14 protein-coding genes are annotated in these 18,996 nt (G+C 59.5%); all 14 read right to left on the bottom strand.

Annotated elements, in window-relative coordinates; genetic code table 11:
* The gene (gene frr / locus KKY_RS06445) at positions 1 to 561 is read right to left on the bottom strand and encodes a ribosome recycling factor (protein ID WP_014130510.1); all 561 of its coding nucleotides are present in this window, start codon (positions 559 to 561) and stop codon (positions 1 to 3) included.
* A 97-nt stretch (positions 562 to 658) separates the two neighbouring features.
* On the bottom strand, positions 659 to 1,372 hold the full coding sequence (gene pyrH / locus KKY_RS06440) for a UMP kinase (protein ID WP_014130509.1): 714 nt from the start codon (positions 1,370 to 1,372) through the stop codon (positions 659 to 661).
* Between the two features lie 58 nt (positions 1,373 to 1,430).
* Positions 1,431 to 2,357, bottom strand: coding sequence for a translation elongation factor Ts (gene tsf, locus KKY_RS06435; protein ID WP_014130508.1), 927 nt, complete (start codon positions 2,355 to 2,357; stop codon positions 1,431 to 1,433).
* Positions 2,358 to 2,456: 99 nt separating this feature from the next.
* Positions 2,457 to 3,257, bottom strand: coding sequence for a 30S ribosomal protein S2 (rpsB, locus tag KKY_RS06430; RefSeq protein ID WP_014130507.1), 801 nt, complete (start codon positions 3,255 to 3,257; stop codon positions 2,457 to 2,459).
* A gap of 154 nt (positions 3,258 to 3,411) precedes the next feature.
* Complete coding sequence (dnaE, locus tag KKY_RS06425) at positions 3,412 to 6,855, bottom strand: DNA polymerase III subunit alpha (RefSeq protein ID WP_014130506.1); 3,444 nt, start codon at positions 6,853 to 6,855, stop codon at positions 3,412 to 3,414.
* Positions 6,856 to 7,422: 567 nt separating this feature from the next.
* The gene (locus KKY_RS06415) at positions 7,423 to 8,109 is read right to left on the bottom strand and encodes an ABC transporter ATP-binding protein (protein ID WP_014130505.1); all 687 of its coding nucleotides are present in this window, start codon (positions 8,107 to 8,109) and stop codon (positions 7,423 to 7,425) included.
* On the bottom strand, positions 8,102 to 9,469 hold the full coding sequence (locus KKY_RS06410) for an ABC transporter permease (protein ID WP_014130504.1): 1,368 nt from the start codon (positions 9,467 to 9,469) through the stop codon (positions 8,102 to 8,104). The genes KKY_RS06415 and KKY_RS06410 overlap by 8 nt, the downstream gene beginning before the upstream one ends.
* A complete protein-coding gene (proS, locus tag KKY_RS06405) occupies positions 9,466 to 10,815 on the bottom strand; it encodes a proline--tRNA ligase (RefSeq protein WP_014130503.1) in 1,350 nt (449 codons plus the stop codon). The genes KKY_RS06410 and proS overlap by 4 nt, the downstream gene beginning before the upstream one ends.
* Positions 10,816 to 11,180: 365 nt before the next feature.
* Positions 11,181 to 11,426 carry a DUF1467 family protein gene (locus KKY_RS06400; RefSeq protein ID WP_014130502.1) on the bottom strand — a complete coding sequence of 82 codons (246 nt, stop codon included), beginning with the start codon at positions 11,424 to 11,426 and terminating at the stop codon, positions 11,181 to 11,183.
* 8 nt (positions 11,427 to 11,434) lie between these two features.
* Entirely contained in the window at positions 11,435 to 13,117 is a 1,683-nt protein-coding gene (locus tag KKY_RS06395; protein ID WP_041529177.1) for a ribonuclease J, read from the bottom strand.
* A 62-nt stretch (positions 13,118 to 13,179) separates the two neighbouring features.
* Complete coding sequence (locus KKY_RS06390) at positions 13,180 to 14,013, bottom strand: biotin--[acetyl-CoA-carboxylase] ligase (RefSeq protein ID WP_014130500.1); 834 nt, start codon at positions 14,011 to 14,013, stop codon at positions 13,180 to 13,182.
* An 11-nt stretch (positions 14,014 to 14,024) separates the two neighbouring features.
* Positions 14,025 to 15,470: an NADH-quinone oxidoreductase subunit NuoN gene (gene nuoN, locus KKY_RS06385; protein ID WP_014130499.1), complete on the bottom strand. Its 1,446-nt coding sequence runs from the start codon at positions 15,468 to 15,470 to the stop codon at positions 14,025 to 14,027.
* Between the two features lie 9 nt (positions 15,471 to 15,479).
* Entirely contained in the window at positions 15,480 to 17,039 is a 1,560-nt protein-coding gene (locus KKY_RS06380) for an NADH-quinone oxidoreductase subunit M (RefSeq protein ID WP_014130498.1), read from the bottom strand.
* Positions 17,036 to 18,994: an NADH-quinone oxidoreductase subunit L gene (gene nuoL / locus KKY_RS06375; RefSeq protein ID WP_014130497.1), complete on the bottom strand. Its 1,959-nt coding sequence runs from the start codon at positions 18,992 to 18,994 to the stop codon at positions 17,036 to 17,038. The genes KKY_RS06380 and nuoL overlap by 4 nt, the downstream gene beginning before the upstream one ends.
* Between the last annotated feature and the right edge of the window lie 2 nt (positions 18,995 to 18,996).

The raw sequence follows: 18,996 nt of genomic DNA, 5'->3' as shown, positions 1-18,996 counted from the left end.
CTAAACGTGCATGATTTCCTGTTCTTTGGTCGCTACGAGCTGATCGATTTCCGCAATCGCCTCGTCGGTGGCCTTTTGAACCCTGTCGGTTTCGCCGCGGGCCTCGTCCTGCCCCATATCGCCATCCTTTTCGAGCTTGCGCAGCAACTCGATGCCGTCGCGACGGACGTGACGGACGGCAACGCGCGCCTGCTCGGCGTATTGATGGGCGACTTTTGAAAGTTCACGCCGACGCTCTTCGTTCAACTCAGGCAGCGGCACGCGGATGATCTGACCTTCGGCCATGGGATTGAGGCCCAGCGATGACTCGCGAATGGCCTTTTCAACGGCGCTTGCCATCGAACGATCCCAGACCTGAACCGAAAGCATGCGCGGCTCAGGGACTGACACCGTGGCAACCTGGTTGAGCGGCATCATCGAGCCGTAGGCATCGACCATGATCGGCTCGAGCAGGCTCGCGCTGGCCCGCCCGGTGCGCAAACCCGCGAGGTCGCCCTTCATCGATTCAATGGACTTTTTCATCCTCGTGCGGAGGCTGTCGAGTGAGAACGCTTCGGACATCAAGTTTTCTCCCGGTCGTCTGCTGGGCTGTGCCGCCCGCAGTCGCCTGACCAATCGGCCAAACGATCATGTCATTTTTACAATCTAACACGCGGCATCAGCCGACGCGCGTACTTGGTGTCCGTCCATCGAGAACGCCCACCAGACCTTCCTTGTCCGACAAGGCATAGACGATTATCGGCAAGCCATTGTCGCGCGCAAGAGCAAATGCCGCCGTGTCCATGACCCGAAGATCCTGGGCAATCACCTCCTCATGGGAGATGGCATCGAATCTCGTCGCGGAAGGGTCCTTTTCAGGATCGGCGGAATAGACGCCATCCACCTTGGTGCCTTTGAGGAGCACGTCGCAGCGCAGCTCGATGGCCTTGAGTGCCGCGGCGGTGTCGGTGGTAAAGAACGGATTGCCCGTGCCTCCCGCACAGATCACCGTGGCACCGCCCTCAAGCGCAGCAATCGCAGCGCGCTGGGTGAAAGTATCGCAGATCGAGGGCATCGAGACGGATGAGAAGACGTGGGACCGCCCCCCTGCCCTGCGGATCGCGTCGCCCAGGGCCAGGGAATTGATAACCGTTCCGAGCATGCCCATGTGATCGCCGATCACCCGATCGCCGCCCTTGGCGGCAACGGCCATACCCCTGAAGATGTTGCCGCCGCCGATGACGATGGCAACCTGCATGCCGGCACGGGTCAGATCGACGATCTGCCGGGCAATGGAATTGAGAAATTCGGGCTCAATTCCATATGACTGGTCTCCGGCGAGGGCTTCGCCGGAGACCTTGAGCAAGACGCGTGAATAGCCGGTTCTGGACATTAAGGTGTCCCGCTTTGGAGCCTATTGCGACAACGAATCCGAAAAAATTTCGGTAACGTTACGCGGTGCCCGCAGCGGCGGCAACCTCAGCTGCGAAGTCAGATTCCTGCTTTTCGATGCCCTCACCGAGAGCAAAGAGCACGTAGCCGGCAACCTTGATCGGAGCACCGACATCGGCCTCGGCATTCTTGACGGCCTGTTCGACGGTATTCTCGCCATCGATCACGAATGTCTGGGCCAGAAGAGTGACCTCTTCATAGTACTTGCGTATGCGGCCTTCGACCATCTTTTCGATGATGTTGTCGGGCTTGCCGGACTGACGGGCCTGCTCGGAGAACACGGCACGCTCGCGCTCGACGGCCTCGGGATCGAGATCATCGGACGACAGCGACAGCGGTTTGGTGGCGGCAACATGCATGGCGATCTGGCGACCCAAAGCTGCGAGCTTGGCCTTGTCTCCCGCAGATTCCAGACCGACAAGCACGCCGATGCGGCCCAGCCCGTCCGAGATCGAGGAGTGGACATAGGTGCCGATGGCGCCCTGAGAGACTTCCATGACCGCCGCGCGGCGCAGTGTCATGTTTTCGCCGATCTTGGCTATGGCCTCGGTCAGTTCCTCGGAAACGGTGCGACCTGTGCCGGGGAATTGGGCAGCAGCCAGCGCGTCGACGTCACCGTCGACGGCAAGTGCGAGCTTGGCGGCATTTCGGACGATGCCCTGGAACTGTTCGTTGCGGGCAACGAAATCGGTTTCAGAGTTGATTTCGACGATGGCGGCGCGGTCTCCGTCGACGGCAATGCCCACCAGACCTTCGGCAGCTACGCGGTCTGCTTTCTTGGCTGCCTTGGCCAAGCCTTTCGAGCGCAGCCAATCGACCGCCGCTTCGATATCGCCATTGGTTTCGGTGAGCGCCTTCTTGCAGTCCATCATGCCCACGCCGGTCATTTCGCGGAGCTTTTTCACGTCTGCTGCACTGATTGACATCTCGATACCTCTTTGTCTGCCCAATTCCCGCGCCGGGAGGCGCGGGGTGATGGGCACGGATAATGTTAAATGCGTGTCGGAGAGATGACGCGCGGGCAATTATGCCTGCGCGGCTTCACCTTCGGCCGGCTGTTCGGCAGCGGGCTCGGCTTCGAGAGTGGGCTCTTCGAGAACTTCCTCGGAAGCGCCGATATCGCGGCCCATCGACGAGGACGAGCGGGCGATACCGTCGATTGCGGCCTTGGAGACCAGCGACAGGTAAAGCTCAAGCGCGCGAGCGGCGTCGTCATTGCCCGGGATCGCGTAATCGACAATGTCGGGATCGCAATTGGTGTCGACAATGGCAACGACCGGGATACCCAGACGGCGGGCTTCCTTGATCGCGTTGGCTTCCTTGTTGGTGTCGATGACGAACATCAGGTTCGGGATATTGCCCATGTCCTTGATGCCGCCAAGGTCACGCTCGAGGCGTTCCTGCTCACGGCTGCGCTGCAGGCGCTCACGCTTGGTCAGGCCCGTGGCGCCTTCCGCCTGGAGCGATTCGAGCTCGCGCAGACGGGCGATCGAGTTCGAAATGGTCTGCCAGTTGGTCAGCATGCCGCCGAGCCAGCGCGAGTTGACATAATATTGAGCGCTCTGACGCGCGGCCTCTGCAACGAGCGGCGCGGCCTGACGCTTGGTGCCCACGAAAAGCACGCGGCCGCCATCGGCAACAGTGTCGCTTACAAGTTGAAGGGCGCGATAGAGAGCCGGGACGGTCTGGCTCAGATCGAGAATGTGGATATCGTTGCGGACGCCGAAAATGTAGCGTTCCATCTTGGGGTTCCAGCGGTGCTTCTGGTGGCCGAAGTGAACGCCGGCCTCAAGCAGTTGACGCATGGAAAAATCAGGCAATGCCATCTGGTATACTCCTTTACCGGTTATGCCTCTGCAAAGGAAAAGAGGCGGAGATCCGCCACCGGATGGACCTGTTTAAAGCACAGGCCCGCCTTTGCATGTGGATTTGACGCTGCGGGCTATATAGCAGCACCGCCCATATGGCAAGCGCCGGCGGTCAGTTCAAGCGCACATCGACCACGCCGGTAATGGCCTTGAGCCCGCCAGCCAGTTGTGGCGTGAGACGAAACTGGCCGGGCAACTCGATTTCATATTCGCGTTCGCCCTCGTCGCGGACCAGAACGAGGCTGACCACCCCTTCCCCGCCCGGTTGAAGCTGGGACTTGATTGGAGCGAGGCATCTCTCGTTGCCGGCAAAGATCGTCATGCGGCGGCCAAGCTTTTCGACCGAGGCGTCGATGGGCTCGCAATTGATAAGCCGTAGCCTGACCCCGTCGGGGCGGGAATCGGCGCCCACTTCGAGGACTATGGATTTTCCGGGCTCGAGCCAGCGCCCGAAGTCGTTAATCTGCTCGGAAAAGGCGATGCACTCGAACGATCCGCTGGGATCAGAAAACATCATGATGGCCATTGTCGAACCCTTCCGGGTGCGACGATCCTGACGCGAGATCAGCGTGCCGGCAAGACGCCCTGCCACGGCGCCGTTTCGCGCCGCACGCTCGAAGCCGGCCCATTGCTGGACACGAAGTTTCTCGAACAGTTCGGTGTAGTCATCGAGCGGGTGGGCGGAAAGGTAAAAGCCGATGGCCGCGTGTTCGCGGGCCAAGCGTTCGGTCAGGCTCCAGGGCGCAACATGTTCGGGTGGCGTAATGGCCTGGGGCTGGCTGGACGCAAACATATCCACAATGCCATCGGCCCGACCGCTGGTTTCGCGCTGGGCGGTGTTGACTATGGTATCGATGACCTCGACCAACTGCTCACGGCGCTTGTTGAGCTGGTCAAAGGCGCCCGCGTTGATGAGGGTTTCCAACGTCCGCTTGTTGATGATCTTGGGATCGATACGGGAGGCGAAATCGGCGAGGTCCTTGAAGGGACGGTCACCGCGTATCTCGACGATGTGTTCGGCGACGTTGCGGCCCACGCCCTTTACGGCGCAGAGCGAATAAAGAATGCGGCCATCACGCACCGAGAAATTGACTTCCGAGCGATTGATGCACGGAGGAACAACTTCGATGCCCTTTTTCTGCGCCTCGCGGCGGAAATCGGACAATTTATCGGTCTGCGCCATGTCGAGCGTCATGGACGCTGCATAGAACTGCTCGGGATAATGGGTCTTGAGATAAGCCGTCTGGTAGGAGACCCAGGCGTAAGCGGCGGCGTGGCTCTTGTTGAAGCCGTAATTGGCGAACTTGGCGAGCAGGTCGAAGATCGTATCGGCCTGGCCCTTCTTGATGCCGTTGCGGATGGCGCCTTCCTGGAAACGGACACGCTGCTTGTCCATCTCCGCCTTGATCTTCTTGCCCATGGCGCGGCGCAGCATGTCGGCCTCGCCCAGCGAATAGCCCGACAGCAACTGGGCGATCTGCATCACCTGTTCCTGGTAAACAATGATGCCGTAGGTCTCATCAAGGACGGCGGCGAGCGTCTCGTGTGGGTATTCCACGTCTTCGCGGCCATGCTTGCGGTTGATGAAGCTGGGAATGTTATCCATCGGACCGGGCCGATAGAGCGCGTTCATGGCGATCAGGTCTTCGATACGGTCCGGCTTGAGCTCCACAAGAGCGCGGCGCATTCCGGGACTTTCAAACTGGAAGATGCCGTAGGTGTCGCCATCGGCGTAGAGCTTGTAGGTGGGCGCATCCTCGAGCGGGATGGCGTCGATATCGAGGTCGACGCCGGTTTCCTTCACCATTTCGACGGCATACCGGATCGTGGTCAGCGTCTTCAGCCCGAGAAAGTCGAACTTTACGAGGCCCGCCGGTTCGACCCATTTGAGGTTGTACTGGGTGACCGGCATGTCCGAGCGCGGATCGCGATAAAGCGGCAGCAGCTTTTGCAGCGGGCGGTCGCCGATCACGATACCGGCGGCATGGGTCGAGGCGTGCCGGAACAGACCTTCGAGCTTGCCGGCGATGCGCAGCAGTTCGGCGACGGTCTCGTCCTCGTCGCGCATCATCTGCAGGCGCGGCTCGTCATTGATCGCCTGGGCCAGCGTCACGGGATTGGCGGGATTGTTGGGGACCAGCTTGCAAATGCGATCAACCTGCCCGTAGGGCATCTGGAGCACGCGGCCCACGTCGCGCAACGCGGCGCGCGGCTGCAGCGTTCCGAAGGTGATAATCTGGGCGACCTGCTCGTAGCCGTATTTGTCCTGAACGTAGCGGATGACCTCTTCGCGGCGCTCCTGGCAGAAATCGATGTCAAAGTCCGGCATCGATACGCGTTCAGGATTGAGGAAGCGCTCGAAGAGCAGATTGTAACGCAGCGGATCGAGGTCCGTGATGGTCAGCGCATAGGCCACCAGTGAGCCCGCACCCGACCCGCGGCCCGGGCCGACGGGAATATTGTGGGCTTTGGCCCACTTAATAAAGTCGGCAACAATAAGGAAATAGCCGGGGAACTTCATGTCCCGGATCACCTTGATTTCGAATTCGAGCCGCTCTTCATACTCCTGGGTGGTGCGGTCGGGAGCGTGGCCGTAGTCGGCCAGGCGCATCCTTAACCCCTCGCGTGCCTGCCGGGCCAGTTCCTCGCCTTCGGCGGCCACAGCTTCCTCCTCACCCACCCCATCCGCCGCGGCGAATTTGGGAAGAATGGGGTCGTGCGTATGCGGGCGATAGCTGCAGCGCTGGGCAATTTCGACGGTGTTCTCCAAGGCCTCGGGCAGGTCGGAAAAGAGCGTGATCATTTCCTGCCGTGTCTTGAAATAGTGCTGGTCGGACAACCGGCGACGCTCGGTTTGCGCTACGACCGAGCCGGCGGCGATGGCCAGCAGGGCGTCATGGGAATCGTAATCCTCCTGCCTGGGGAAGTAGGGTTCGTTTGTGGCCACAAGCGGCAAATCGAGGGTATAGGCAAGATCGATCAGGCGCGGTTCGACGGCGTTTTCCAGCGCCCTATCGTGGCGCTGGATCTCCACATAAAGTCTGTCGCCGAATATACGATGGAGAACCGACAGTCGCGACTGGGCCTGGGCGTCGAGCCCGGCAGCAAGGTAGGGGTCGATAGCCCCTTCGGGCCCACCCGTCAGGCAGAGCAGACCGAGTGCGTTATCGACCAACCAGTCGATGTGGATTGCCGTCCGCCCATCGCAGCCTTCCTGATAGGCCCGAGAGACGAGTTCGGCCAGATTTGCGAACCCGACAGCATCGGCGGCGATCAAAACGACCGATCCCTTGCCTAGATTGACACGGTCCGATGGCTTGTCGGCATCGGCGCCAAAATCGAGGGCCAGTTCGCAACCAATAATTGGTTGGATGCCCTTGCCCGACGCCTTCTCGGAAAACTCTAGCGCGCCGAACAGATTGTTGGTGTCGGCAATACCGATAGCGGGCTGTCCATCTGCCTTGGCCATCTCGAGAATTGTGCCAAGCGGTAGAGCACCCTCAAGCAGGGAGAAAGCCGAATGGACGTGAAGATGGACGAAACCGGGACCGGACATTTCAAACTACCCGAATATGCTGGACTGCCTTTGTGCCATTCCGTGCCTTGCGATGCCACCTTGAGGACGGCTTTTGCACAGCAGGGAATCAGACGAGGTAGGGCATCATATCGAGATAGAGCAGCGTAATGCCACCAAAGGCCGTGAGCGAAACCAGAGCCATGAAGTCCTTGACGAAATCGAGCATGGAAGCCTCCGTTGCACAGTGTTTATGGTTTGTTCTTATATATTCGTGCTTTGTTCCTGTCCACAGGGTTCACAGGTCGACATCGGCGTTGGTTAAGAAAGCCTTGCCGGCCAAAATGGCGGTGCCAAGCTTTCGAGAGAGGAGGATGGCACGAAGTTGGTACGGATTAGTGAGGATCCGCTTCCAAGCAAAACTGCTGCCGTCGCCGTTGCGGAGATGCTGCTGGACCCCGGGAACAAGCCCCGGGGTGACAAGGGAGGGGCATGCGGCAGCCTGGCCCCAATCCAGTACAGCAGCGTCGATCAAAGGGCAGGAAGCGCGCGTTGGCCCAGGTTCCAGCCTAGCTCTCGTCGGACCGGTAGGAGAAAGTCGACCAGCGTTTATAGGGTCGCGGGCTGGATGCGGCCGTCTGTTATGGTCACGATGCGGTCGGCCTTGCGGGCGAGATCGTGATTGTGCGTGGCGATTATGCAGCCGGCGTTTTGCTGGCGGATGAGTTCTGCAAGCGCCGAGAATACCGTGTCGGAGGTCGCCGGGTCGAGGTTGCCGGTGGGCTCATCGGCCAGAATAAGGCTGGGCCTGTTGGCCGCCGCGCGCGCTATGGCGACACGCTGTTGCTCCCCGCCTGAAAGTTCGGCCGGCCGGTGCGTGGTGCGATGACCAATCCCCATGGCGTCAAGCAACTCCCTTGAGCGCCGATCGCCGTCCCGCTGGCTTTCACCTGCGATCAATTGCGGCATTGTGACGTTTTCCAGAGCGCTGAATTCAGGCAGCAGGTGGTGGAACTGATACACGTAGCCGATGAGGTGGCGGCGGAGCAGCGTGCGCTGGCGGTCCGCGAGCTTGGCCGTCCGTTCGCCGTCGATATCGACATCACCGCCCGTCGGGCGCTCCAGCAAGCCGCAGATGTGGAGCAATGTCGACTTTCCGGCACCCGATGGCGCAATGAGCGCGACGATCTCACCGCGATTGACGGTCAGATCGGCACCGTTGAGGACGTGAACGGCCCCTTGCCCATCGCCATAGGTCTGTCGGACATCCTTGAGGTCAAGAAGCACATCACTCATAGCGCAACGCCTCCACCGGATCGTATTGGGCCGCGCGCCAGGCAGGATACAGCGTCGCGAGGAAAGACAACCCCAGCGCCATGACGAGCACAACGGTCACTTCGAGCGCATCGACACGTGACGGAAGTTGGGAGAGCATGAAGACCTCGGGCGGAAAAAGCGCCACGCCGATGACATTTGATACCCAGGCCCTGATAGCTTCGGCATTGACCGCAAGCACGAGGCCGAGCAGGAAGCCGGCAATTGTTCCGATAAAGCCGATGGCCGTTCCGGTGATGCAGAAAATGCGCATAATCGAGGAGCGTGTGGCGCCCATGGTGCGCAGTACCGCGATATCGGCGCCCTTGTCTTTCACCAGCATCACGAGGCTGGAGATGATATTGAAAGCGGCGACAAGAACGATCATCGAAAGGATTGTGAACATCACCACGCGCTCGACCTGTAGCGCGGAAAAGAATGTCGCGTTGCGCCGCTGCCAGTCGGTAAAGACCATTGGACGTCCCGCGGCCTGCTCAAGTTCGAGCTGCATATCCCAGGTCGCGTCGGGGTCGTTGAGGAAGACCTCTACCGCGGTTGCCGTATAGATTCGCTCGTAGGCCGCGTCGATTTCCTCGTCACTGGCCATGATGTCAGGCTCTTCCATGCCTTCGCGCAACCGGTCCTCGTAGAGGCGGAAATAGGTCTGCGCGGCGCGGATAGGCATGAAGATGAACAGCGAGTCGAATTCGACCATGCCGACATCGAAGACGACGTTTACCGGGTAAGAGCGAATTTGCGGCGTGGAGCCGAGCGGTGTGCGCGGGCCGTCGGGCGTAACGATGGTGATCGTATCGCCGACGGTCACGCCAAGCTGGGACGCCATGCGCGAGCCGATGGCTACACCCTGAAGATCGTCCCAATCGTCCCAACCGCCGGCAAGCGTGCTCGAATAGAGCAGCGGGAGTTTTTCGATATCGGCAAGCGTCATGCCGCGCACATTGGCACCAGTGGAATTGTAAGTACCGGTAACCAGCGCCTGTCCTTCGACGAAGGCCACTGCGGAAACCACACCGTCGACACCCTCAAGCCGATCCCGGACCGCCTCGTAGTCGTCAAATGTCTCTTCGATGGGAAAAGCCGTGAAATGGCCGTTCAATCCCAATATCTTGGACAGGAGCTCGTCACGAAACCCGTTCATGACGCTCATGACGACGATCAGGGTGGCAACACCAATGGCGATGCCGATCATGGTCAGCGCTGCGATCACCGAAATGAATGCATCGCTTCGGCGAGCGCGCAGGTACCGACCGGACACGATCCATTCGAAACGTGAAAACGGTCGTGTCCCTTTTTGCTGCCGGGCGGCGTCGGCGGAGGTCAAGCGTTGTCCCTGCGTTCGGGTTCGATGAGCGCCTTGAGGCGGGAAACCGCATCTTCGATGCCGATGGTTTCACGTTCTCCGGATTTGCGGTGCTTGATCTCGACTTCGCCCGAGGCCAGACCACGCGGGCCGACAATAAGCTGGAACGGAATACCGATGAGGTCGGATGTCGCGAACTTCTGCCCGGCCCCCGTGGAGCGGTCATCATATAGCGCATCGATGCCCGCCGCGTGGAGCTGGTTGTAAAGCTTTTCGTTTGCAGCATCGCATTCGGCGTCGCCAGACTTGAGGTTGATGAGGGTAACCTCAAAGGGTGCGACCGAGACCGGCCAGATGATACCGTTTTCGTCGTGGCTGGCTTCGATAATGGCCGGCACGATACGGGTCAGCCCAATGCCGTATGAGCCCATATGCACGGTAATGTCCTTGCCATCAGGACCGGTCACTGCGGCGCCCAAGGGTTCGGAATATTTTGTTCCGAAATAGAAAACCTGGCCCACTTCGATGCCGCGCGCAGCGATGCGCTTATCCTCGGGCACCTTCGCGGAGAAGTCGGCTTCGTCGTGCATGTCTTCGGTTGCAGCATAAAGCGACGTCCAGTCGGCGACGATACCAGACAGATCGTCCATGAAGTCGGTATCGGCAGACGGGATCGGCTTGTCGAGCATGTCTGCGTGGCAGAATACGCCGCTTTCACCGGTATCGGCGAGAACGATGAACTCATGCGAAAGATCGCCGCCGATAGGGCCGGTTTCCGCACGCATCGGGATCGCCGTCAGCCCCATGCGCCAATAGGTGCGCAGATAAGCCACGAACATGCGGTTGTAAGCCTTGACGGCCTCGTCCTTGTCGAGATCGAAGGAATAGGCATCCTTCATCAGGAACTCACGAGACCGCATGGTGCCGAAGCGCGGACGGATCTCGTCGCGAAACTTCCACTGAATATGGTAGAGATTGAGCGGCAGATCCTTGTAGGAGCGGACGTAAGAGCGGAAGATGTCGGTAATCATCTCCTCATTGGTCGGACCGTAGAGCATGTCGCGCTCATGGCGATCCTGCATCCGGAGCATTTCCTTGCCGTAGTCCTCGTAGCGCCCCGACTCGCGCCACAGATCCGCCGACTGCAGCGTGGGCATCAGAAGTTCGATGGCCCCTGCCCGGTTCTGCTCTTGCTCTATGATCTGCTGAATCTTGCGCAGCACTTTGTAGCCCAGTGGCAGCCAGGCGTACATGCCTGCCCCCTGCTGGGAGATCATGCCGGCGCGCAGCATCAGGCGGTGGGAAATGATTTCCGCCTCTTTAGGCGTCTCTTTGAGGACGGGCAGAAAATAGCGGGAAAGGCGCATGAGAACTCCGATTTGCCGGGAACCGACTCAAGGGCTCAATACCGGGCTGCGCAATCAAGCGCAAGGAACGGTCAAAAGGCAAGTCCGTGAGAGTTCATCGGCTTTCCTGTCGGTTTTTTGTCACCGGGCAACAAATCTCCAACTTTCTGCTTGTCGCGACAATTTGTCCTTGATAGGGTCCGCGCCATATAAAGAGAGGCGGGTGCAACCCGCCGACGCTGACAACGTCAAGGGAGGAGCACTGGCCGCCCGATCTGTGCGCTGTAAGACCAGTGGATTGTCGCGAAACTTTTATTAAATGCAGGGCCTTAGCCCTGCATTTTTTTATTCTGCATTAATCGAACGAATTGGTCCGCCCAGGGCGTTCAGCTCCAGTATTCCTGCAGCCATGGATTGGACATACCCCAGAAGATCAACACGGTCAGGACACCCGAGATCAGAGTGGTTGCCAGGGCCTTTTGCCAAAGATGCGCCTTGATCGGCGCCCCGGGATCGGTGCCGTCGGTCACCTCTCCGTCTTCGTGCTGGCCGCGCACACCGAAAGGAAGGACGGCGAAGAGCACCGTCCACCAGATGACGAAATAGATCGCTACATAGGTAAAGGGCTGCATTGTTTAAGCTACACCTTATGAACGAACACCTTGACGATGGGCTTGCGACCCCAGGCGGCATTGAGTTCGGACCGCACAGCGCGGCGGATGGCTTCGGCAAAGCGCCCCGTATCGGTGCGGCGCTTTTCGGGAAAACTTTTGATCGCGCCCCGTGCGGCCGAATGAGCGACAGCGCTCAGCGGATCGTCATCGTCTGCCAGATCGGGAAGGCCGTCCAGATCGAATTCAGGACCTGAGACGATCTGCCCGCGCCCGTTGACAACCAGACTGACGATGGCGACGCCACCGAATGCCAGCCGCCGGCGGTCGCGGACGTTCGATTCCTCGGGCGTGCACAGGAGGTTGCCGTCAAGATAGAGGACTCCCGTGCGCACTTCACCACGGTGATGCTTGGTGTTGGGGAACAGTTGGACCATATCGCCATTGCGGATCGAAACGACCGTCTTGATCCCTTTTTCCCGCGCGAAGGCTGCGTGGGCCTCCAGGTGCATCGGCTCGCCGTGAACGGGAACGAGGATATCGGGCTTGAGCCAATCATAAAGCTGGGCGAGTTCATGACGGCGGGGATGACCCGATACATGAATCATTTCGTCGCGACCGGTGACGATTTCGACACCTTTGTCCACGAGCTTATTTTGGATATCGAGGACGGCCTTTTCATTGCCCGGAATTGCCCAGGACGAAAAAATCGCCATATCGCCCGGCGAAAGATCGATAACCGGGTGGGAGCCATCGGCGATGCGGGCCATTGCGGCCCGGGACTCGCCCTGACTGCCTGTGGCGATCAGAACGACCTTGTCGCGCGGCAGATAACCATAGGCGTCCTGATCAAGGAATTCCGGTACGCCTTCCATCAAGCCCAGTTCGCGGGCGATCCCGGCGATCCGGTGCACAGCCCTGCCCGCAGCGACGACCTGACGGGCTGCCTTTGCGGCAGCCCGGGCAATGGAAATCATGCGGCCAAGATTGGAGGCAAAGATGGTGACGGCGACGCGGTTTTTTGCTGTTGCGATCAGGCGCTCGAGATTAACGCCGACCTCGGTTTCAGAGGGACTGTCACCTTCCTTCATCGCATTGGTGGAATCGCAGATCAGAGCGAGCGGCTTGCCGTCCGAACCGATTTCCTTGAAGCGCTTTATGTTGGTGGGTGCGGTGCCGATAGGAGACGGATCGATCTTCCAATCGCCGGTGTGGATGACGCGGCCAGCGGGCGTTTCGATCAATAGCGCGTTGGATTCTGGGATCGAGTGGGAAACCTCGATGGGCTCGACCTTGAAGGGGCCGACCTGAAAGGGGATGCCGGGCGTAAAGATCTGGACCTCGACGTCGTCCTCGATGTTGTTTGATATCCGCTTTGCCTTGAGCATCGCCGCCCCGAACCGTCCGGCAAATACCGGCTTGTCGAAGGCGGGCCAGATATCGAGAATGGCTCCGTAGTGGTCTTCATGGGCATGGGTCAAAACCAGCCCGACGACGTTGTCGCCCTCTTCCTCCAGGAATGAAGGGTCTGGCATGACCAGTTCGATTCCGGGAAGCTCAGGGCCGCCGAAGCTAACGCCGCAATCGACGACCAGCCATTTGCGATCATCGACCGGGCCGAAGCCGTAAAGCCCCATATTCATACCGATCTCGCCAACGCCACCGAGGGGCAAGAAGACCATTTCGTCCTGTCCGGACTGTTTTTTTGCCATGGGATATTTGCGCGACCGGGTTTCAGTCACGTCCTTTCAAAAATTGAACAGCAGACGCCCTCTCAGCGCAGCGTTGCCGTCGTTCCAAAATGGACGTCGCCCGCGGTTATCGCGATCCGGTGTCCTTCATCATCGCGGACAATCAGATGGCCCGCATCATCAATCGTTTCGAATATGCCGCGCAGCACCCCATCACCGCGCTGCACAGCGACCTCCGCGCCGATCCCGGCGGCGTTATCGCGCCAGCGGTGGATGATCCGATTGGTGCCGGACCCGTTATTCCACATCTGGTAACACTCCACCCAGCTTTCGGCCAGAGCCTCAAATACCGAAGGTGCATCAAGGGGTGCGCCCAGATCGGCAAGCGATGTGGCCGGATAGGGCAGTCCTTGCGGAGCGGCGACGACATTAACGCCGATGCCGATAACTATCGCGGTACGTCCATCGGGACGCTTCTGGGCTTCGAGCAGGATGCCTGCGAGTTTGGCACCATCGGCAAGGACATCATTGGGCCATTTGAGTGCAATGCGTGCCCGACCGCCGTCGCTGACGCCATCAGCGCCATCAAGTCCGCTGCGGATTGCCGCGGCGGGCATCAAACGCGTGAGGGCAGTGTTTAGAGCAACACCTGCAACGAAGCCGAGGCCGGCAAGGCTGTTGGATGGCGCGTCAGGGACAATCATCAGCGAGGCGGCCAAATTGCCGTACGGGCTTTCCCATGCACGACCGCGACGGCCCCTGCCCTCGGTCTGTTGCAGGGCGGCATACCAGATCTTGCCCGCGTTGCCTGCCATTGCGGCCTTCATGGCCTCGATGTTGGTCGACCCCACGCTGTCAAAGCCGATCACGCGATAACCGGCCTCGACAGCATTGTCGGGAAGAGGAAAGGCGACCACCCCACCCTGCTCTAGAACAGCGCGTTTGCGGCGCCGCGGGCGATGGCCGTCAGAGGCGCGCCGACGGTGAAGAAATAGCTGAGCACGAGAAAACCTGTGAGCGCCATGACAACGCGCAACTCAATGGCCGGCACCGCGTAGGACTGCGCAGGTTCGTCGAAATACATGACCTTGATGACGCGCAGATAATAAAACGCGCTGACGGCGCTGGCCAGCATGCCGATGACGGCCAGCACAAAGAGCTGGGCTTCGATGGCGGCGAGGAAAACCTGCCATTTGGCAAAGAAACCGGCGAGCGGTGGAAGACCGACCAGAGAGAACATGAAGAGCGCCAGAATAGCCGCGACGAACGGGCGGGATCTCGCCAGGCCGGCCAGATCGTCGATGGTTTCGACATAGCCGTCGTCGTTCTTGAGCGCCAGGATGCAGGCGAAGGTGCCGATGGTCATGGTCAGATAGACGGCCATGTAGATGGCGACACCCTCCACGCCCACGATATTGCCGGCAGACAGTCCCACCAGAGCAAAGCCGACATGGCCGATGGAGGAATAGGCCAGGAGACGCTTGAGATTGTTCTGACCGATCGCGGCAAAGGACGCCAGAACCATCGAAGCGATCGATATGAAGATCACAACCTGCTGCCAATCGCTGGCGATGGGCTCAAAGGCATCAAAAACGATGCGGATCAACAAGGCCATTGCTGCGACCTTGGGGGCCGACGCAAAGAATGCAGTGACAGGCGTCGGCGCTCCCTCATAGACGTCCGGTGTCCACATGTGAAAGGGCACGGCGGAAATCTTGAAGGCAATCCCGGCCAGAAGGAAAACCAGCCCGAACACGATACCGGGCGTGCGTTCGCCGAGCGCCACGGCCTGGGCAATCTGGTCGAGCTGGGTGTGGCCGGTAAAGCCATAGACCAGCGACGCGCCGTAGAGCAGCATCCCCGAGGACAACGCGCCGAGAACGAAATATTTCAATCCAGCTTCGGTGGCCTTGCCGCTGTCACGCTTGAAGGCAGCCAGAACGTAAAGCGCCAACGATTGGAGCTCGAGGCCGACATAAAGGCTCATCAGATCGTTGGCCGAAACCATCATCATCATGCCGAGCGTGGCCAGAAGGACGAGAACGGGATATTCGAACTTGTTGAGCCCGTTATCCGACGCGCTGGAAACCGACAGGACGAGCGCGAAGGCCGAACCGGCAAGGATAAGGACCTTCATAAAGCGGGCGAACCCGTCATTGATAAAGCCGCCCGAAAAAATTACCCCCTCGGAAGGGAGGAAGGCCACCATCACGGCGATTGCGACCAACAGGCCGATGGCGATGCCGGTGATGCCTGTGGCGATTTCCTTTTTGGCGAACACGCCAGCAAGGAGCAGCACCAGCGCGCCGACGGCGAGCAGCATTTCGGGATAGGCAGGCGCCAGAGAGGCGAAACCGGCAAATTCAGACACCACATTCACCTCCTAATGAGCCGTAGCGACGGGTGCTGCGGCATCGGCCGCGGGCACCGTCACATCAACGAGCGCAGACATCGGTTCGATGCCGACGGCGGCCTGGTACTGATCGACAAGCGCACCCACCGAGGTGGACATCGCGTCCATCAGGGGCGCCGGGTAGAAACCAAAAAGAATGGTGAGGATGATCAGGGGAACGATCGTCACCATTTCACGGGCATTGAGATCGAGAATGGATTTTAGACTTTCCTTCTCGAGCGCGCCCCAGATGATCTTGCGGTAAAGCCAGAGCGCATAGCATGCCGACAAGATGACACCGGTTGTGGCAAACACCGCAAACCAGGTGTTGACCTGGAAGATGGCCAGCAGCGTCAGGAACTCACCGACAAAGCCCGAAGTGCCCGGCAGGCCGACATTGGCCATTGTGAACACCATGAACGCAAAGGCGTATCTGGGCATGCGCTCGACGAGTCCGCCATAGGCATTGATGTCACGCGTGTGCATGCGATCGTAGATGACGCCGACCGACAAGAACAGCGCGCCCGACACGATGCCGTGCGAGATCATCTGAAAGATCGCCCCCTGAACGCCGTAAACATTTCCGGCAAAAATGCCCATGGTCACAAAGCCCATGTGCGCCACCGAAGAATAGGCGATCAACTTCTTGATGTCGGTCTGAACGAGCGCCACCAGCGAAGTGATGATGATCGCGGCGACCGAAAGGAAGAACACGAAGTTCGAAAAATACAACGACGCATCAGGGAACATGGGCAGCGAGAAGCGCAGGAAGCCGTAGCCGCCAAGCTTGAGCAGGATTGCGGCAAGGATCACCGAGCCGGCCGTGGGCGCTTCGACGTGTGCTTCTGGCAGCCAGCGGTGGAACGGCCACATGGGCATCTTGACAGCCAGCGAGGCAAAGAAGGCCAGCCAGAGCCAGTACTGCATATTCTCGGGGAAATCGTAATCGAGCAGCCGCGCGATATCGAGCGTACCGGCCTGCCAGTACATGGCCATGATGGCCAGCAGCATCAGGACCGAGCCGATGAAGGTATAGAAAAAAAACTTGTAGGAGGCCTGAATGCGCCGTTTGCCACCCCAGATGCCGATGATGAGGAACATCGGGACCAGAGTGCCCTCGAAGAACACGTAGAACATGGCCAGATCGAGCGTCGCAAAAACACCGATCATCAGCATTTCGAGGACCAGGAACAGCACCATGTATTCGCGGATGCGGAAGGAAATCGACTCCCAGCTCGCAAGGATACACATGGGCATCAATAGCCCGGTGAGCACGATAAACAGGACCGAAATACCATCGACGCCCATGCGGTAGCCGATGACATCGCCGAGCCAGGTATGGTTCTGGACGAACTGGAAATCGGCTGTGTCGGGATCGAACATGCCCCACATGACCAGCGTGAACACGAAGGTCACCACCGTTGTGGCAAGCGCGATCCGCTTGATGTTGAGTTCAGCGACGGCATCGCCACCCGGGGTCAGCAGAATGAAGAAGGCCCCGACCAGCGGCAGAAAGGTAACGATGGTCAGGATGTTGTTTTCAAGGATCATCCCAGAAGTCCCCCGGCGGCGATGGCCCAAGTGATAAGGGCGGCAACGCCGATGAGCATGGCGAAGGCGTAGTGATAGAGATAGCCCGACTGCAGGCGCGTAACGTAGCCGGTGACCTGCCTGACGCGGCGGCCAAGGCCCTCGACGAGGGTCTGATCGACCAGCCAGTCATCGAACCCTTTCCAGAGCGCGGTGCCGATCCAGCGGGCCGGTCGAACGAAGATGCGATCATAGAGCTCGTCGAAGTACCATTTATTGAGCAGGAACTTGTAGAGCAGCGGTTGTTCGGCGGCGAGTTGCCTGGGCGCGGCCGGGTTGCGGATATACATGTACCAAGCGGTCATGAACCCGATCAGCATGGCGATGGTTGCCGACCACTTCACCCAGGTCGGAACACCGTGCGCTTCCTCGATAATATGCTCGTCAACAACAATTGCGCCATGGAAGAAGTGCACGATGTGCTCGGCATGGCCAAAGAAGGCATCGTAGAACACCACGCCTGACAACACCGCGCCGACGGCGAGAACGTAGAGCGGGATCAGCATGACGTTCGGGCTCTCGTGAGCATGATCGAACGTGTGGTGATCGGCGCGCGTCGGGCCATGGAAGGTGAGATGCACCAGACGCCAGGAATAAAAGCTCGTGAACAGGGCGGCGATGACCAGCAACCAGAAGGCAAGCGAACCCGCGGTGCCGCCGAAGGCGTACGATGCCTCGATGATCGCGTCCTTGGAGAAGAACCCGGCAAAGCCAAACGAAGTGCCCGGAATGCCGACACCGGTCAGCGCCAGCGTTCCGATGAGCATCATGGCATAGGTAATCGGGATCTTGCGGGCGATGCCGCCCATGTTGCGCATATCCTGCTCGTGGTGCATGGCGTGAATGACCGAGCCGGCACCAAGAAACAAAAGTGCCTTGAAGAAGGCGTGGGTGAACAGGTGGAATATGCCTGCGGAATAGGCGCCTACACCGAGGGCTACGAACATGTAGCCCAGCTGGGACATCGTGGAATAGGCGATAACGCGCTTGATGTCGTTTTGAACCAGGCCGATGGTTGCCGCACAGAAAGCGGTGATGGCGCCGATATAGATCACGAACAGCGTCGCCGTCTCGCTCAGCTCGAACATTGGCGATAACCGCGCGACCATGAACACGCCGGCGGTCACCATGGTGGCGGCATGGATGAGCGCCGAGACCGGCGTCGGACCTTCCATGGCGTCGGGCAGCCAGGTGTGGAGAAGGAATTGCGCCGACTTGCCCATGGCGCCCATGAAGAGCAGGAGGCAAACCACCGTCATCGCGTGTGCGTCCCACCACAAGAACGGCATTGAAGCGTCGGCAGCTCCGGGAAGCGCCGCGAAGGTTTCATCAAAGCCGAGTGTTCCGAGGAGGAAGAAAGTACCGAAAATACCCAATGCAAAACCGAAATCGCCCACGCGGTTGACGACGAACGCCTTGACGGCGGCCGCGCGCGCGGATTCCTTTTGGTACCAGAAGCCGATCAACAGGTAGGATGCGAGACCCACGCCTTCCCAGCCAAAGAACATCTGAACGAAGTTGTCGGCGGTCACCAGCATGAGCATGGCGAAGGTAAAGAGCGAGAGGTAGGCAAAGAACCGCGCGCGGTGCGGGTCCTCGTGCATATAGCCGATGGAATAGAGGTGAACCAGCGAGGAGACAGTGTTGACCACCACCAGCATGATAGCCGTCAGCGTATCTACGCGCAGCACCCAATCGATCTGGAGATCGCCCGAATGAATCCAGGTCATGACAGTGACCTTGTAGGCCTCGCCATCTCCGAGAAAGAACGGCAGGAAAACGACCCACGAAAGCACGGCGGCAGCCATCAGCAGCGAGGTGGTGATGATTTCCGCGGGCTTGTGCCCAATGGAGCGGCCGAAAAGACCAGCAACCAGCGCGCCGATCAGCGGCAGGAATACAATTGCCTGGATCATGG

It is taken from the genome of Pelagibacterium halotolerans B2 (assembly GCF_000230555.1).
GTDB classification, from domain to species: domain Bacteria; phylum Pseudomonadota; class Alphaproteobacteria; order Rhizobiales; family Devosiaceae; genus Pelagibacterium; species Pelagibacterium halotolerans.
The sequence above is the reverse complement of the archived record's forward strand: the minus strand, read 5'-3'. Positions and strand labels throughout refer to the sequence as shown.

Coding starts and splice junctions, on each gene's coding strand:
- frr (WP_014130510.1), bottom strand. CDS start 561: ATGTCCGAAGCGTTCTCACTCGACAGCCTCCGCACGAGGATGAAAAAG.
- pyrH (WP_014130509.1), bottom strand. CDS start 1,372: ATGTCCAGAACCGGCTATTCACGCGTCTTGCTCAAGGTCTCCGGCGAA.
- tsf (WP_014130508.1), bottom strand. CDS start 2,357: ATGTCAATCAGTGCAGCAGACGTGAAAAAGCTCCGCGAAATGACCGGC.
- rpsB (WP_014130507.1), bottom strand. CDS start 3,257: ATGGCATTGCCTGATTTTTCCATGCGTCAACTGCTTGAGGCCGGCGTT.
- dnaE (WP_014130506.1), bottom strand. CDS start 6,855: ATGTCCGGTCCCGGTTTCGTCCATCTTCACGTCCATTCGGCTTTCTCC.
- KKY_RS06415 (WP_014130505.1), bottom strand. CDS start 8,109: ATGAGTGATGTGCTTCTTGACCTCAAGGATGTCCGACAGACCTATGGC.
- proS (WP_014130503.1), bottom strand. CDS start 10,815: ATGCGCCTTTCCCGCTATTTTCTGCCCGTCCTCAAAGAGACGCCTAAA.
- KKY_RS06400 (WP_014130502.1), bottom strand. CDS start 11,426: ATGCAGCCCTTTACCTATGTAGCGATCTATTTCGTCATCTGGTGGACG.
- KKY_RS06395 (WP_041529177.1), bottom strand. CDS start 13,117: ATGGCAAAAAAACAGTCCGGACAGGACGAAATGGTCTTCTTGCCCCTC.
- KKY_RS06380 (WP_014130498.1), bottom strand. CDS start 17,039: ATGATCCTTGAAAACAACATCCTGACCATCGTTACCTTTCTGCCGCTG.
- nuoL (WP_014130497.1), bottom strand. CDS start 18,994: ATGATCCAGGCAATTGTATTCCTGCCGCTGATCGGCGCGCTGGTTGCT.